Source organism: Pseudomonas sp. GD03944, assembly GCF_029839275.1.
Classification (GTDB): Bacteria; Pseudomonadota; Gammaproteobacteria; order Pseudomonadales; family Pseudomonadaceae; genus Aquipseudomonas.
Window position 1 is genome coordinate 33,268 of sequence record NZ_JAOCAH010000004.1, and the last position, 14,057, is coordinate 47,324.

The 14,057-nt window shown below is 65.5% G+C and carries 15 protein-coding genes; 10 read left to right on the forward strand and 5 right to left on the reverse strand.

The genetic code is table 11. The features are described from left to right. Complete coding sequence (gene pelG / locus N5C28_RS08400) at positions 1-1,371, forward strand: exopolysaccharide Pel transporter PelG (RefSeq protein WP_279821591.1); 1,371 nt, start codon at positions 1-3, stop codon at positions 1,369-1,371. A 29-nt stretch (positions 1,372-1,400) separates the two neighbouring features. Here the strand turns inward: pelG and N5C28_RS08405 are convergent, their stop codons facing one another. Genes N5C28_RS08405 through N5C28_RS08420 form a run of 4 tightly spaced genes read right to left on the reverse strand, consistent with a single transcriptional unit; the run spans position 1,401 to position 5,807 of the window. Further along, positions 1,401-2,396: a hydrolase gene (locus N5C28_RS08405; protein ID WP_279821593.1), complete on the reverse strand. Its 996-nt coding sequence runs from the start codon at positions 2,394-2,396 to the stop codon at positions 1,401-1,403. A 9-nt stretch (positions 2,397-2,405) separates the two neighbouring features. Beyond that, positions 2,406-2,999, reverse strand: coding sequence for a 16S rRNA (guanine(966)-N(2))-methyltransferase RsmD (gene rsmD / locus N5C28_RS08410; RefSeq protein ID WP_279821595.1), 594 nt, complete (start codon positions 2,997-2,999; stop codon positions 2,406-2,408). Then, entirely contained in the window at positions 2,999-4,402 is a 1,404-nt protein-coding gene (locus N5C28_RS08415; protein ID WP_279821891.1) for a pitrilysin family protein, read from the reverse strand. Before N5C28_RS08415 ends, rsmD begins: the two co-directional genes overlap by 1 nt. A gap of 49 nt (positions 4,403-4,451) precedes the next feature. Beyond that, positions 4,452-5,807 carry a pitrilysin family protein gene (locus N5C28_RS08420; RefSeq protein ID WP_279821597.1) on the reverse strand — a complete coding sequence of 452 codons (1,356 nt, stop codon included), beginning with the start codon at positions 5,805-5,807 and terminating at the stop codon, positions 4,452-4,454. A 176-nt stretch (positions 5,808-5,983) separates the two neighbouring features. Between N5C28_RS08420 and ftsY the strand changes: the two genes are divergently transcribed. The 5 genes from ftsY (at position 5,984) to N5C28_RS08445 (ending at position 10,821) form a co-directional block, all read left to right on the forward strand. Then, entirely contained in the window at positions 5,984-7,396 is a 1,413-nt protein-coding gene (gene ftsY / locus N5C28_RS08425) for a signal recognition particle-docking protein FtsY (protein ID WP_279821599.1), read from the forward strand. Continuing rightward, on the forward strand, positions 7,393-8,061 hold the full coding sequence (ftsE, locus tag N5C28_RS08430) for a cell division ATP-binding protein FtsE (RefSeq protein WP_279821600.1): 669 nt from the start codon (positions 7,393-7,395) through the stop codon (positions 8,059-8,061). The genes ftsY and ftsE overlap by 4 nt, the downstream gene beginning before the upstream one ends. Further along, a complete protein-coding gene (ftsX, locus tag N5C28_RS08435) occupies positions 8,061-9,077 on the forward strand; it encodes a permease-like cell division protein FtsX (protein ID WP_279821602.1) in 1,017 nt (338 codons plus the stop codon). The genes ftsE and ftsX overlap by 1 nt, the downstream gene beginning before the upstream one ends. 111 nt (positions 9,078-9,188) lie before the next feature. After that, the gene (gene rpoH / locus N5C28_RS08440) at positions 9,189-10,043 is read left to right on the forward strand and encodes an RNA polymerase sigma factor RpoH (RefSeq protein ID WP_279821603.1); all 855 of its coding nucleotides are present in this window, start codon (positions 9,189-9,191) and stop codon (positions 10,041-10,043) included. A 100-nt stretch (positions 10,044-10,143) separates the two neighbouring features. Then, on the forward strand, positions 10,144-10,821 hold the full coding sequence (locus N5C28_RS08445; protein WP_279821605.1) for a lysoplasmalogenase: 678 nt from the start codon (positions 10,144-10,146) through the stop codon (positions 10,819-10,821). On the opposite strand, the gene mtgA is transcribed toward N5C28_RS08445, so the two are convergent. Next, on the reverse strand, positions 10,766-11,500 hold the full coding sequence (gene mtgA / locus N5C28_RS08450; RefSeq protein WP_279821606.1) for a monofunctional biosynthetic peptidoglycan transglycosylase: 735 nt from the start codon (positions 11,498-11,500) through the stop codon (positions 10,766-10,768). The genes N5C28_RS08445 and mtgA overlap by 56 nt on opposite strands. 67 nt (positions 11,501-11,567) lie before the next feature. Here mtgA and N5C28_RS08455 point away from each other — a divergent pair, with 67 nt between their 5' ends. From N5C28_RS08455 to trmB, 4 genes are all read left to right on the forward strand, one after another. After that, positions 11,568-11,939, forward strand: coding sequence for a DUF423 domain-containing protein (locus tag N5C28_RS08455; RefSeq protein WP_279821607.1), 372 nt, complete (start codon positions 11,568-11,570; stop codon positions 11,937-11,939). 103 nt (positions 11,940-12,042) lie between these two features. Beyond that, positions 12,043-12,243 (forward strand): sulfur carrier protein ThiS, encoded by a 201-nt coding sequence (thiS, locus tag N5C28_RS08460; protein ID WP_279821608.1) that lies wholly within the window; start codon positions 12,043-12,045, stop codon positions 12,241-12,243. A 43-nt stretch (positions 12,244-12,286) separates the two neighbouring features. Further along, positions 12,287-13,078 carry a thiazole synthase gene (locus N5C28_RS08465; protein ID WP_279821610.1) on the forward strand — a complete coding sequence of 264 codons (792 nt, stop codon included), beginning with the start codon at positions 12,287-12,289 and terminating at the stop codon, positions 13,076-13,078. A gap of 106 nt (positions 13,079-13,184) precedes the next feature. Beyond that, a complete protein-coding gene (trmB, locus tag N5C28_RS08470) occupies positions 13,185-13,904 on the forward strand; it encodes a tRNA (guanosine(46)-N7)-methyltransferase TrmB (RefSeq protein ID WP_279821611.1) in 720 nt (239 codons plus the stop codon). Positions 13,905-14,057 lie beyond the last annotated feature (153 nt).

The following is a 14,057-nucleotide window of genomic DNA, read 5'->3' on the forward strand; positions in this document are numbered from 1 at the left end:
ATGGCGGGTATCGGATTCGAACTGCGCAAGATCCTGTCTCGCGACTCCTACTCGGCGACGCTGCGTGCCTATGTCTACGCCGGGCTGATCAGCTCGGGCCCCTGGGTGCTGTCGATCATCAGCGTGATGCTGATCGGGGTGATGAGCCTCGGGGTGGTGGTGCCGGACATCATCATCCGGCAGTTCCTGGTGACGGTGACCTACCTGATGGCCTGTTCGTTGATCTTCACCGGGGGCGCCCAGCTGTTCTTCACCCGTTTCATCTCCGACCGGCTGTTCGAGAAGAAGAACGACCGCATCCTGCCGAACCTGATCGGCATCCTGCTGCTGGTGACGATCAGCTCGGGCCTGTTGGCGATGCTGGTGATGGGGCTGCTGTTCGACGAGCCGTTCACCTACCGCCTGCTGGTCATGGCCAACTTCGTGGTGCTGTGCAACCTGTGGCTGGTGATCATCTTCCTGTCGGGCATGAAGGCCTACAACCGCATCCTGCTGGTGATGCTGGTGGGCTACACGCTGATGGTGGTCTGCGCCCTGATGCTGCGCTTCATGAAGATGCAGGGCCTGCTGCTGGCCCTGTTGATCGGCCACGCCAGCCTGCTGTTCATGTTCATGTTCGACATCCTGCGCGAGTACCCGGCCAAGCAACTGGTGGCCTTCGACTTCCTCAAGCGCCGCCAGGTGTTCATCAGCCTGCTGGCCACGGGGCTCTGCTACAACCTGGGGATCTGGATCGACAAGTTCATCTTCTGGTTCAACCCCGACACCTCCAGCCAGGTGATCGGCCCGTTGCGCGCCTCGATGCTCTACGACCTGCCGATCTTCCTCGCGTACCTGGCGATCATCCCGGGGATGGCGGTGTTCCTGGTGCGGATCGAGACGGACTTCGCGGAGTGGTACGAACGCCTGTACGCGGCCATTCGTGGTGGTGAGACGCTGCAGCACATCGGCCTGCTGAAGGAGCAGATGATCCTGTCGATCCGCCAGGGCCTGCTGGAAATCTGCAAGGTGCAGGGGCTGACGGTGGTGCTGCTGTTCCTGCTGGCACCGCAGTTGCTGGAATGGCTGGGGATTTCGTCCTACTACCTGCCGCTGTTCTACGTCGACCTGATCGGCGTGAGCATCCAGGTGGTGTTCATGGCGCTGCTGAACGTGTTCTTCTACCTCGACAAACGCACCATCGTGCTGGAGCTGTGCGTGCTGTTCGTGGTGCTCAACGCCGCGCTGACGCTACTCAGCCAGTACATGGGGCCGAGCTTCTTCGGCTATGGCTTCACCCTGTCGCTGCTGGTCTGCGTATTGCTGGGCCTGGTGCGTCTGTCCAACTCCCTGGAAGACCTCGAGTACGAGACCTTCATGCTCAGCCGCTGAGGCCGGGCGCCCGCCGTTCGCGCACCGCCTTAGGTGCGCGTGGCCAGCCAGTGCGGGATGCGCCGCTCCAGGTAGTAGCTGGGGCGCAGCGGCGAACCTTCGACGAAGCCCACATGCCCGCCGTGCTCCAGCAGCTCGAAGGTGATGCTGCCGGACAGCTCATCCGGCTCGGGCAGGCTGTGGCGAAAGACGAAGGGGTCGTCCGCCGCCTGGATCAGCAGCGTGGGCGTTTCGATCCGGCCCAGGAAATAGCGGCTGGAAGAACGCTTGTAGTAGTCCTCGGCGTCGGCGTAGCCATGCAACGGCGCGGTGATCCGCCCATCGAAATCCCAGAAGGTGCGCATGCCGTCCAGCGGGCCCAGGTTGTCGAGCGCCGCCAGGCGATCGGCCAGGCCCTGGTGGGCGAACAGGCGCTGCTTGGTCTTCACGTAGGCCACCATCTCGCGCATGAAGTGCGCCTGGTAGACCTTGGAGAAGCCCTGGCCGATGCGGTCGGCGCACTGGTCCAGGCGGAACGGCACGGAGACCGCCGTCGCGCCCTGCAGCTGGCTGTCCGGGCCGCTTTCCCCCAGGTACTTGAGCAGCACGTTGCCACCCAGCGAATAGCCGACCGCGTACAGCGGCGCCATCGGACGCTTGGCCCGCAGGTGGCGAATGGTTTCGGCCAGGTCTTCGCTGGCCCCGGAGTGGTAGCCCCGGGGCAGCAGGTTGGGCTCGCCCGAGCAGCCGCGCCAGTTCAGCGCCACGCTGGCCCAGCCGCGGGTGGCCAGCGCCTGCTGCAGGCCTACCACATAGTGCGAATCGGACGAACCGGTCAGGCCGTGCAACACCAGCACCAACGGCGCGGTGGCGTCATGCGGGCCGTGCCAGTCAAGGTCGAGAAAGTCCCCGTCTTCCAGCCACAGGCGCTCACGCTCCCGTGCCAGGTGGGCGGGTTTGCGGCACATCGGGTTCCACAGTGTCTGCAGGTGCGGGCCGGGCAGCCACCAGGCGGGCTTGAAGGGGAGGGGCGTCGGTTCTGTCATGGCGGGGGTTCAGGCCGTTCGTTCCCAGAGCGCGTAATGCACCTGGCCGGCCTTCTGCTCGCGGTGCAGGCGCCAGTTGCCGGGCATGCCCAGGCTCGACGGCGGGTTCTCGCTTTCGGTATAGACCCAGGCGTCGGCTGCCAGCCAGCCATTCTGCTCCAGCAGGGTACAGGCCGGCAGCAGCAGGTCCTGGCTGAACGGCGGGTCGAGGAACACCAGGTCGAACGGCGCGGGTGCCTGGGCCTGCAGGTAGGCCAGGGCATCGGTCTGCTGCACCTGGCCGTTGTCGCAGCGCAGGGTCTGCAGGTGGCCGCGCAGGCTGCTCACCGCCGCCGGGTTGAGGTCCAGGGCCAGGGCGCTGCCGGCACCGCGCGACAGCGCCTCGAGAAACAGCGCGCCGCTGCCGGTGAACAGGTCGAGCACCTTGGCCCCTTCGACGTAGGGCGCCAGCCAGTTGAACAGGGTTTCGCGCACCCGGTTGGGGGTCGGACGCAGGCCGGCCGCCATCGGGAAGTTGAACTGACGGCTGCGCCACTCCCCGGCGATGATCCGCAGTTGGCCATCGCCGCCGTGGGCGGGTGCTGCTTTGCTCGGCTTGCGCATCAGTGCTCCGGTACGCCAGATGGAAGCTCGGCGGGCTTGTCGGTGGGCGGCGGCAGTTCCTTCTGCTCGACGGTCGGACCGGCGGTGACGATCACCAGGGCGTCGGGGTCGAGGTGCCGGGCCATGGCGGCTTTCACCTGCTCCACGGTCAGCGCCTGGGTCTGGCTCATGAAGTCTTCCAGGTAAGTCAGGGGCAGGTCGTAGAAGCCCATGGAGCCGAGCTGGCCGACGATCGCCGCGTTGCTCGCGGTGGACAGCGGGAAGCTGCCGGCCAGCTCGCGCTTGGCCTTGTCCAGTTCTTCCTCGGTCGGCCCGTTGGCGATGAAGTCGCGCAGCAGCTCCTTGATCAGTTGCAGGGTACCTGAGCTCATGTCGGCGCGGGTCTGCAGGTTGATCATGAATGGGCCGCGTGCCTGCATGGCGCTGAAGCCGGAGTACACGCCGTAGGTCAGGCCACGCTTCTCGCGCACTTCTTCCATCAGCCGCGCGCCAAAGCCGCCACCGCCGAACACCTGGTTGCCCAGGTACAGGGCGGCGTAGTCCGGGTCGCGACGGTCGATGCCGAGCTGGGCGATCATCAGGTGGGTCTGGTTGGACGGGAACTCGATGTGCGTCGTGCCGGGCTTCGGCTTCTGGGGCTGGGCGATCTTCGGCAGGGCCGGGCCCTTGGGCAGGGAGGCGGACACCTGGGCGACCAGGGCCTCGGCTTCGCTGCGCGAGAGGTCGCCGACCAGGGCGATGACCGCGTTGCCGGCGGCGTAGGCCTTGGCGTGGAAGGCCTTCAGCTGCTCACGGGTGATGGTCGGGATCGACTCCGGGGTGCCGTCGCTGGGCTGGGCGTACGGGTGGTTGCCATACAGCTTCTCGAACAGCGCCAGGCCGGCGAGCTTGCCCGGGTTCTGCTTCTGGTACTCGAAGCCGGCCAGCACCTGGTTCTTGATGCGCGCCAGGGCGTCGGCCGGGAAGGTGGGCTGGCCGAGCACTTCATTGAACAGTTTCAGGGCCGGGTCGCGCTGTTCCTTGGCGCTCAGGCTGCGCAGACTGGCCACGGCCATGTCGCGGTAGGCGCCGTTGCCGAAGTCGGCACCGAGGCTTTCGAAACCGGCGGCGATGGCGCCGACGTCCTTGCCGGGCACGCCTTCGTTGAGCATGGCGTTGGTCAGCATGGCCTGGCCGGGTACCTGGTCGTGGCTGCTGCCGGCGGCGAAGGTCAGGCGCAGGTCGAACATGGGCAGTTCATGGGCTTCGACGAACAGCACCTTGGCGCCTTCGGCGGTCTGCCAGGTCTGGATGTCCAGGCTGCGGCGGCTCGGCGCCTGGTCATTCATTTCGGCCAGGGATTCGAGCGTGGTGTTGTCGGCCACCCGGGTTTCCGGGGCGGAGGTCTTGCAGCCCTGGATCATCAGGGCCATCAGCGCCAGGCCCAGCAGGCCATAGCGCATGCCGTTGCGCTCACTCATCGCGCTTCTCCTCGGGCAGAACGTGGGCGACGCTCAGGCGATCGCGGGTAAAGAAGGTCTGGGCGGCTTTCTGGATGTCGGCCGGGGTGACGGCTTCCAGTTCGGCCAGCTCCTTGTCCATCAGGGTCCAGGACAGGCCGACGGTTTCCAGCTGGCCGATGTCGGTGGCCTGGCGGGTGATCGAGTCGCGCTCGTACACCAGGCCGGCGATCACTTGGGCCCGCACGCGGGCGAGCTCGGCGGCGGACGGCGGGTTCTTCTGCAGGTCGTGCAGTTCGCGCCAGAGGCCGGCTTCGGTCTGTTCCAGGGTCTTGCCGGTCTGCTGGTTGGGCGTGGCGCTGAGGATGAACAGGCTGTCGCCGCGGGTGTAGGCGTTGTACCAGGCAGAGGCACCGGACACTAGTTCCTCGCCGCGCTCCAGGCGCGACGGCAGGCGTGCGCTGTAGCCGCCGTCGAGCAGGGCGCCGATCAGGCGCAGGGCATAGACCTGGCGCGGGGTGTCGGTGGTGGCCAGGCCGGGTACGTTGAAGCCCATGATCAGGCTCGGCAGCTGGGTCTTCACGTGAAGGATGATGCGTCGCTCGCCGGGGGTCGCCAGCTCGCGGGGAATCTTCGCCGGCGGCACCGTGCGGGTGGGGATGGCGCCGAAGAAGCGCTGGGCCAGGGTTTTCACTTCCTCGACGGTGACATCACCGACCACCACCAGGGTGGCGTTGTTCGGCGCGTACCAGGTTTCATACCAGGTGCGCAGCTCTTCGACGGTCATGCGGTTGAGGTCTGCCATCCAGCCGATGGTCGGGGTGTGGTAGCCGCTGGCCGGGTAGGCCATGGCCTTGAAGCGCTCGAAGGCCTTGCTCGACGGGTTGTCGTCGGTGCGCAGGCGACGCTCTTCCTTGATCACCTCGATTTCGCGCTTGAACTCGTCGGCCGGCAGCTTGAGGCTGGCCAGGCGATCGGCTTCCAGCTCCAGGGCGACGGGCAGGCGGTCGCGGGCCAGCACCTGGTAGTAGGCGGTGTAATCGTCGCTGGTGAAGGCGTTCTCCTCGGCGCCCAGCTCGCGCAGGATGCGCGAGGCTTCGCCGGGGCCGAGCTTGCGACTGCCCTTGAACATCATGTGTTCGAGGGCGTGGGAGAGGCCGGTGGAACCCGGGGTTTCGTAGCTGGAACCGACCTTGTACCAGAGCTGCGAGACCACCACCGGGGCGCGGTGATCCTCGCGGACGATGACCTTCAGACCATTGTCGAGGGTGAATTCATGGGTGGGCTGTGGTTCGGCGGCGATGGCCAGCAGCGGCAGACAAAGCACGCTGAGGCACAAGCCGGCGGCGCGGCGAGCAATCATTTTCATCAAGTGTCGACCTGTCGGACGGGCCCGCTGGGATTTAGCGTCGGCGGGCGCGGAGGTGCTAGGATACGCATCCGTTTTACTGGCGGCCACGTCTGGTATGTGATCTGGATATTTCTGCACGCTTTCTTCCAGATCCGACCCCCGGGTGCGTCGCTCCTTTGAGATAGCCGTCCTCCATGTTTGGTTCCAACGACGACAAGAAGACCCCAGCACCGGCCGCAAGCGCTGAAACCGGTGAAAAGAAGAGCCTGTTCGGCTGGCTGCGCAAGAAGCCGCAGGAGGCCGCGCCTGCGCCTCAGCCAGAGCCGCAGGCGCCGGTGGAAACGGTCGAGCCAGCCGCTCCCGTGGACCGCGTGGCGCCGACAGAACCGGCCCGGGAGCCGGTTGCCCCCGAGGTGCTTGCAGCGGTAGAGACTCCGGTGAGCCCGCCGGTGGTTGTCGAGGTGGTGCCTGCCGTAGCCGACGCGGTGGTGGTCGAACCGATCGCCGCCGAGCCAGTCATTCGCGAGCCGTCTGTGCTGATTTCGGTCATCTCTGAGCCGAGCCCGCCCGAGCCCGCGGTATCTCAGCCGGCCGCGCCCGAGCTGCCCGTGCCTCAGCCGGCAGCACCTGAGCCGGCCGCAGCGCCCGCTGTACAGAACAAACCGAGCGACAACCAGGGCGGCTGGTTCGCCCGCCTGAAGCAGGGCCTGTCGAAAACCAGTTCGAGCCTGGGCGAGGGCATGGCCAGCCTGTTCCTGGGCAAGAAGGCCATCGACGATGACCTGCTTGATGAAATCGAAACCCGTCTGTTGACCGCCGACGTGGGCGTCGAGGCCACCTCGGCGATCATCCAGAGCCTGACCCAGCGCGTGGCGCGCAAGCAGCTCACCGACAGCGGCGCGCTGTACAAGGCGCTGCAGGACGAGCTGGCGGCGCTGCTCAAGCCGGTCGAGCAGCCGCTGCGCATCGACACCGCCAAGCAGCCGTACGTGATCCTGGTGGTCGGCGTGAACGGCGCCGGCAAGACCACCACCATCGGCAAGCTGGCGAAGAAACTGCAGGGCGAAGGCAAGAAAGTCATGCTGGCCGCGGGCGACACCTTCCGCGCCGCGGCGGTGGAGCAGCTGCAGGTGTGGGGCGAGCGCAACCAGATCGCGGTCATCGCCCAGCACACCGGTGCGGATTCGGCGTCGGTGATCTTCGATGCGGTGCAGGCCGCCAAGGCCCGGGGCATGGATGTGCTGATCGCCGACACGGCGGGTCGCCTGCACACCAAAGACAACCTGATGGAAGAATTGAAGAAGGTGCGCCGGGTGATCGGCAAGCTGGACGACACCGCGCCCCATGAAGTGCTGTTGGTGCTGGACGCCGGCACCGGCCAGAATGCAATCAACCAGGCCAAGCAGTTCAACCAGACGGTGAACCTCACCGGCCTGGCGCTGACCAAGCTGGACGGCACCGCCAAGGGCGGGGTGATCTTCGCCCTGGCCAAGCAGTTCGGCTTGCCGATTCGTTACATCGGGGTAGGTGAGGGCATCGACGACCTGCGCACGTTCGAGGCCGAAGCCTTTGTCCAGGCGTTGTTCGCTGAACGGGAGCAGGGATGATTCGATTCGAGCAGGTCGGTAAACGTTACCCCAATGGTCACGTCGGACTGCATGAGCTGAGTTTTCGCGTACGACGCGGCGAGTTTCTGTTCGTCACCGGGCACTCCGGGGCGGGCAAGAGCACCCTGCTGCGCCTGTTGCTGGCCATGGAGCGTCCCACCAGCGGCAAGCTGCTACTGGCCGGCCAGGACCTCGGCCAGATCACCAACGCCCAGATTCCCTTCCTGCGCCGGCAGATCGGCGTGGTGTTCCAGAACCACCAGTTGCTGTTCGACCGCAGCGTGTTCGACAACGTGGCGCTGCCGTTGCAGATCCTGGGTCTGTCCAAGAGCGAGATCGGTTCCCGGGTCGGTGCGGCGCTGGAGCGTGTGGCGCTGGCGGAGAAGGCCGAGCAGTTCCCCGGCGACCTGTCCACCGGCCAGCAACAGCGGGTCGGTATCGCCCGGGCCATCGTCCACCGCCCGGCGCTGCTGCTCGCGGATGAGCCCACCGGTAACCTCGACCCGCGCCTGGCGGCCGAGATCATGGGCGTCTTCGAAGACATCAACCGGCTGGGCACCAGCGTGCTGATCGCCAGCCACGACCTGGCGCTGATCGCCCGCATGCGCCACCGCATGCTGACCCTGCAGCGCGGCCGCCTGATCGGTGATGGGGAGGCCGTCTGATGAGCGCGACCCGCATGCCGCCACCGCAGCCCGCTCAACGCGTGGGTGCGGCACCGAAAAAGAACGAACCGCAGACCCCGGACGACGGCCCGGACTTCCGCACCCAGGTCCACGCCTGGCTGGAAAGCCACCGCGCCAGCCTGGTGGACAGCCTGCGCCGCCTGGGCAAGCAGCCAATCGGCAGCTTCTTCACCTGCCTGGTGATGGCAGTGGCCCTGAGCCTGCCCATGGGGCTGGCGCTGCTGCTGGACAACGTCGAGCGCCTCGGCGGCTCCTGGCAGCGCGCGGCACAGATTTCCGTGTTTCTGCATATCGATGCCAGCGACGCCCAGGGCCAGGCCATGCGCGAAGAGATCGCCAGCATGAGCGACGTGGCGGAAGCCGAGTGGATCAGCCGTGAACAGGCCTTGACCGAGTTCCAGCAGCAAACTGGTCTGGGCGAGGCGCTCAAGGAGCTTCCTGAGAACCCGCTGCCCGGCGTGGTGCTGGTCACGCCCAAGGAAATCGACAAGGCCACCCTGGAAGCGTTGCGTCAGCAACTGAGCGAGTTGCCCCAAGTGCAGCAGGCCCAGCTCGACATGCTGTGGGTGGAGCGGCTGACCGCGATCCTCAAGCTGGGTGAGCGTTTTGTCTTCGGCCTGACCCTGCTGTTGGTGTTGGCGCTGCTGCTGGTGATCGGCAATACCATCCGCCTGCACATCGAGAACCGCCGCACCGAGATCGAGGTGATCAAGCTGGTGGGGGGCACAGACAGCTACGTACGGCGACCCTTCCTTTATATGGGTGCGCTCTACGGTTTTGGTGCCGGGCTGCTGGCCTGGGGCCTGCTGGCGTACGGGCTCGATTGGTTGAACAGCGCCGTGGTGCGGCTGTCCGGTCTGTATGGCAGCGATTTCGCCTTGGGCGGTGTGCCTGCGTCCGATGGTCTATCCCTGCTGCTCGGCGCGGTGTTATTAGGCTACATTGGGGCGTGGCTAGCGGTCGCACGTCACCTGAGCGAGCTTGCGCCTCGGTAGTAAGTTATTGATTTCATTGATATTGACTATCTGTAACGGAACTTGTAGGGCCGTTTCTAGTCGTATTGCGCAGTGCTACACTGCATGCGTTTCGTAAGTCGGAGGATTCAAATGTCCACTTCTTTGCAACCTGTTCATGCCCTAGTCCCAGGCGCCAACCTGGAGGCTTATGTGCACGCGGTGAACAGCATTCCGCTGTTGACCCCGGAGCAGGAGCGCGAGCTGGCCGAAAGCCTCTTTTACAAGCAGGACCTCGAAGCCGCTCGGCAGATGGTGCTCGCGCACCTGCGTTTCGTCGTGCATATCGCACGCAGTTATTCCGGTTATGGCCTGGCCCAGGCCGACCTGATCCAGGAAGGCAACGTCGGCCTGATGAAGGCGGTCAAGCGCTTCAACCCCGAGATGGGTGTGCGCCTGGTGTCGTTCGCGGTCCACTGGATCCGCGCCGAAATCCACGAATTCATCCTGCGCAACTGGCGCATCGTCAAGGTTGCGACCACCAAGGCGCAGCGCAAGCTGTTCTTCAACCTGCGCAGCCAGAAGAAGCGTCTGTCCTGGCTGAACAACGAGGAAGTGCACGCCGTGGCGGAAAGCCTGGGCGTGGAGCCGCGTGAAGTCCGCGAGATGGAGAGCCGTCTGACCGGGCACGACATGGCGTTCGATCCGGCCAACGATGCCGACGACGAAAGCGCGTTCCAGTCGCCGGCCCAGTACCTGGAAGACCACCGCTACGACCCGGCGCGCCAGCTGGAAGATGCAGACTGGAGCGACAATGCCACCAGCAACCTGCACGAGGCGCTGGAAGGTCTTGACGAGCGCAGCCGCGACATTCTCTACCAACGCTGGCTGGCCGAAGAGAAGGCCACGCTGCACGACCTGGCTGCCAAGTACAACGTGTCGGCCGAGCGTATCCGCCAGTTGGAAAAGAACGCGATGAACAAGCTCAAGGGCTCCATCGCGGCGTAAGCGACACGATGAAAGAACCGCACCCCAGGGTGCGGTTTTTTTTGGCCTGTGGAAAAGTCGACTAGCCTGCACTCATCCCCTCAGGGCAAGGATGGTGGCGATGTCCAGAACGCAGTATCAGGTCTTCGCAATCGCGGTAGCCCTCGGCTACCTCTATATCGCACTGCTGCTGTTCAAGCCCTATCCGCTGAGCTGGCTGCTCAAGCCGCTGCCGATGCTGCTGTTTGCCTGGCTGGTCTGGAGCCGCCCGGGTGGTACTGCCGGTGGTTGGCTGGCGCTGGGCTTCGCGGGTGCAGCGGCGGGGGATTTCTTTCTCGATTACGGCAACCGCGACGGCCTGTTCATGCAGGCGCTGCTGGCGTTCCTGGTGACTCAGGTCGCCTTTCTGGTGGCGTTTCTCTTGCTGGGGCGGGGCCGGCCGGTTCGTTGGGCCTGGTGCCTGCCGGTGCTGCTGTACACCGGTGTGATGATCGTCTGGATGCTGCCGGGTACCGGCGACCTGCGCCTGCCGGTGTTGGCCTATTTCATCGTGTTGCTGGCGATGGCCATGGCCGCCGCACGGGTGGAGGCGCAGCCAGGAACGCTCTACGCCGGGGCGGTGCTGTTCCTGGTGGCGGATTCGCTGATCGGTGTGAACAAATTCATCCAGCCGTTTCCGTTCGCCGTGCCGGTGATCGTCAGCGTCTATTTCACCGGGCAGGTACTGATTGCCCTGGGGTTGCTCAGATGTTCAGCCAGTCCGGCCACCACGACGGGCGCGGTGACTGCAACTGGTTGAGGTAGTGGCTGCCGCCCAGCTGCCACATCTGCTGGCGAATCCAGCCGGCGCGGCGGCTGACATGGCTGCCGGGGCGGCTGGCGCTCCACTCCCGAGGATTGGGTAGTACGGCGGCCAGCAGGCTGGCCTGCTGGCGGGACAAGTACGGCGCGCCCCTGCCGAAATGGTGCTGGGCGGCGGCTTCGGCACCGAACACCCCGACGTCCCATTCGGCGCTATTGAGGTACACCTCGAGAATCCGCTGTTTCGGCCAGAGCAGTTCGATCAGGCCAGTGAACCAGACTTCGATGCCCTTGCGCAGCCAGCTGCGGCCCGACCACAGGAACAGGTTCTTCGCCACTTGCTGGCTGAGGGTGCTGGCGCCGCGCACGGAGCCGCCCTGCCGGTTGTGGGAGATCGCCGCCTGGATCGCACCGATGTCGAAGCCCCAGTGGGCGGCGAATTTCTGGTCTTCGGCGGCGATGACTGCCAGCTTGAGGTCGTCCGGCAGCTCCCGCCACGGGCGCCAGGTGCGCTGCAGGTCGATGGGTTGGCCATCGATCCAGGATTCCACCTTGCGTTCGACCATCAGGGCCGTGCCGGGCGGCGGCACCCAGCGGAACAGCAGCACCAGGCCGGCCGAACCCAGGATGAGCCAGAGCATCAGTTTCAGCAGACGGCGGCGGAGGGTTCGGAACATGCGAGCTTGGCCGGGTTGAGTTTGCGCGCCATTATAACGGTCGATTTCCGCTTGTCTGGAGTGATGCATGGCACGCCTGTGGTTGTTGTTGTCCGCATTGGCCGGTTTTACCGGCGTTGGCCTGGGGGCATTCGCCGCCCATGGACTGAAAAAGAGCCTGACGCCCGAGTACCTCGCGGTGTTCCAGACCGGTACCCATTACCAACTGATCCATGCCCTGGCCCTGTTCGGCGTGGCGCTGCTGGCGCTCAAGCTGCCGAGCCGGGTGGTGAACCTGGCGGGTGGCTTCTTTGCCCTGGGCATCGTGCTGTTCTCCGGCAGCCTGTACCTGCTGACCCTCAGTGGCGTCACTGCACTGGGCATGATCACGCCGCTTGGTGGCCTGTCGTTCCTCGCCGGTTGGCTGTGCCTGGGGCTGGCGGCCTGGCGGATAAGCTGACCCTGGCGTCAGAAAGCAGGACGAATGGCGCCCTTTGACCTTGGTCATCGACCCTTATCGGGGCTAGAATGCCGGCCCCCTCTCCAGTTGTGACCGCTCCGTCATGCGTATTCAGTTGAACGGTGAACCTTTCGAACTGCCCGATGGCCAGTCCGTCGCCGACCTCATCGGTCGCCTGGACCTGGCAGGACGTCGTGTCGCGGTGGAACTCAACCTGGATATCGTGCCGCGCAGCCAGCACGTCAGCACTGTCCTCAAGGACGGTGATCAGGTCGAAGTGGTGCACGCCATTGGGGGTGGCTGACACCGCCGTGTCGCCACCCTGTCCCAGTCTCGAGGAATTCACGATGAGCCAAGTTCGCAGCGACAAGCCCTTCACCCTGGCCGGCCGTACCTACCAGTCCCGCCTGCTGGTCGGCACCGGCAAGTACAAGGATCTCGACGAAACCCGCGATGCCATCGAGGCCTCGGGTGCCGAGATCGTCACCGTGGCGGTGCGCCGTACCAACATCGGCCAGAACCCGGGCGAGCCGAACCTGCTGGACGTGATCTCCCCTGATCGCTACACCATCCTGCCGAACACCGCCGGTTGCTACGACGCGGTCGAAGCCGTGCGCACCTGCCGCCTGGCCCGTGAGCTGCTGGACGGCCACAACCTGGTCAAGCTGGAAGTGCTGGCGGACCAGAAGACCCTGTTCCCCAACGTCATCGAAACCCTGAAAGCGGCGGAAGTGCTGATCAAGGACGGGTTCGACGTCATGGTGTACACCAGCGACGACCCGATCATCGCGCGCCAGCTGGCCGAGATGGGCTGCATCGCGGTGATGCCGCTGGCCGGCCTGATCGGTACCGGGCTGGGCATCTGCAACCCGTACAACCTGCGGATCATCCTGGAAGAAGCCACCGTACCGGTGCTGGTCGATGCCGGCGTGGGCACCGCCTCGGACGCCACCATCGCCATGGAGCTGGGTTGCGAGGCCGTGCTGATGAACAGCGCCATCGCCCATGCCCAGCAGCCAGTGCTGATGGCTCAGGCGATGAAGTACGCCATCGAGGCCGGTCGCCTGGCCTACCTGGCCGGCCGCATGCCGAAGAAACTCTATGCCAGCGCCTCGTCGCCCATGGATGGCCTGATCTAGGGCGACACTGCCTGCCCATCGCTGGCGGGCCCGTTTTTCCGAACATTGAAGAACTGCCTGGCACCGGTGGCTCAGCCGCCGGTCCGGCACTGACAACGAGCACAGCATGACTGATTCGCACGACACCCCGACGACCACCGAAGACGGTCGCCAGCACCGCACCATCAAGAGCTTCGTGATGCGTGCCGGACGCATGACCGAAGGCCAGCAACGTGGCCTCGATCAGGGGTGGCCGAAATTCGGCCTGGAGCTGGCCGATGGCGCGCCGGATTTCGACGCGGTGTTCGGCCGTCAGGCGCCGCGTACCTTCGAGATCGGCTTCGGCATGGGCCATTCCCTGCTGGAAATGGCCGCGGCGGCGCCGGAGCAGGATTTCATCGGTGTCGAAGTACACCGGCCAGGCGTGGGCGCGCTGCTCAACGGCCTGATGACCCAGGGCCTGGGCAATGTGCGGGTCTACAGCTGCGATGCCCTGGAAGTGCTGCGCCAGTGCGTGGCCGACAACAGCCTCGACCGCCTGTTGCTGTTCTTCCCGGACCCGTGGCACAAGTCGCGTCACCACAAGCGTCGCATCGTCCAGCCGGCTTTTGCCGAGCTGGTGCGGCAGAAGCTCAAGGTCGGCGGCGTGCTGCACATGGCCACGGACTGGGAGCCCTACGCCGACTACATGCTGGAAGTGATGAACGTGGCCCCCGGCTACCGGAACCTGGCGGCCGATGGCGGTTGCGTGGAGCGCCCCAGCGAGCGCCCGACCACCAAGTTCGAACGCCGCGGCGAACGACTGGGCCACGGCGTGTGGGACCTGAAGTTCCAGCGCGAAAGCTGATTCACCCTTGATGACTCAGGGGACGCCGTTCGCGGCGCCTCCGGCTGCGTGCAGCCACATGGACGGTTACACAAGATCGGGATACCCGGCGCGCCAGGATGGCTCCTCACCGCAAGACGGCATCAATAAAGCACGGCCCTGGAGGCCGCTGCC

Bases quoted from the DNA above. Each gene is read 5' to 3' on its own strand.
- pelG (WP_279821591.1), top strand. From the start codon at position 1: ATGGCGGGTATCGGATTCGAACTGCGCAAGATCCTGTCTCGCGACTCC.
- N5C28_RS08405 (WP_279821593.1), bottom strand. From the start codon at position 2,396: ATGACAGAACCGACGCCCCTCCCCTTCAAGCCCGCCTGGTGGCTGCCC.
- rsmD (WP_279821595.1), bottom strand. From the start codon at position 2,999: ATGCGCAAGCCGAGCAAAGCAGCACCCGCCCACGGCGGCGATGGCCAA.
- N5C28_RS08415 (WP_279821891.1), bottom strand. From the start codon at position 4,402: ATGATCCAGGGCTGCAAGACCTCCGCCCCGGAAACCCGGGTGGCCGAC.
- N5C28_RS08420 (WP_279821597.1), bottom strand. From the start codon at position 5,807: ATGAAAATGATTGCTCGCCGCGCCGCCGGCTTGTGCCTCAGCGTGCTT.
- ftsY (WP_279821599.1), top strand. From the start codon at position 5,984: ATGTTTGGTTCCAACGACGACAAGAAGACCCCAGCACCGGCCGCAAGC.
- ftsE (WP_279821600.1), top strand. From the start codon at position 7,393: ATGATTCGATTCGAGCAGGTCGGTAAACGTTACCCCAATGGTCACGTC.
- ftsX (WP_279821602.1), top strand. From the start codon at position 8,061: ATGAGCGCGACCCGCATGCCGCCACCGCAGCCCGCTCAACGCGTGGGT.
- rpoH (WP_279821603.1), top strand. From the start codon at position 9,189: ATGTCCACTTCTTTGCAACCTGTTCATGCCCTAGTCCCAGGCGCCAAC.
- N5C28_RS08445 (WP_279821605.1), top strand. From the start codon at position 10,144: ATGTCCAGAACGCAGTATCAGGTCTTCGCAATCGCGGTAGCCCTCGGC.
- mtgA (WP_279821606.1), bottom strand. From the start codon at position 11,500: ATGTTCCGAACCCTCCGCCGCCGTCTGCTGAAACTGATGCTCTGGCTC.
- N5C28_RS08455 (WP_279821607.1), top strand. From the start codon at position 11,568: ATGGCACGCCTGTGGTTGTTGTTGTCCGCATTGGCCGGTTTTACCGGC.
- thiS (WP_279821608.1), top strand. From the start codon at position 12,043: ATGCGTATTCAGTTGAACGGTGAACCTTTCGAACTGCCCGATGGCCAG.
- N5C28_RS08465 (WP_279821610.1), top strand. From the start codon at position 12,287: ATGAGCCAAGTTCGCAGCGACAAGCCCTTCACCCTGGCCGGCCGTACC.
- trmB (WP_279821611.1), top strand. From the start codon at position 13,185: ATGACTGATTCGCACGACACCCCGACGACCACCGAAGACGGTCGCCAG.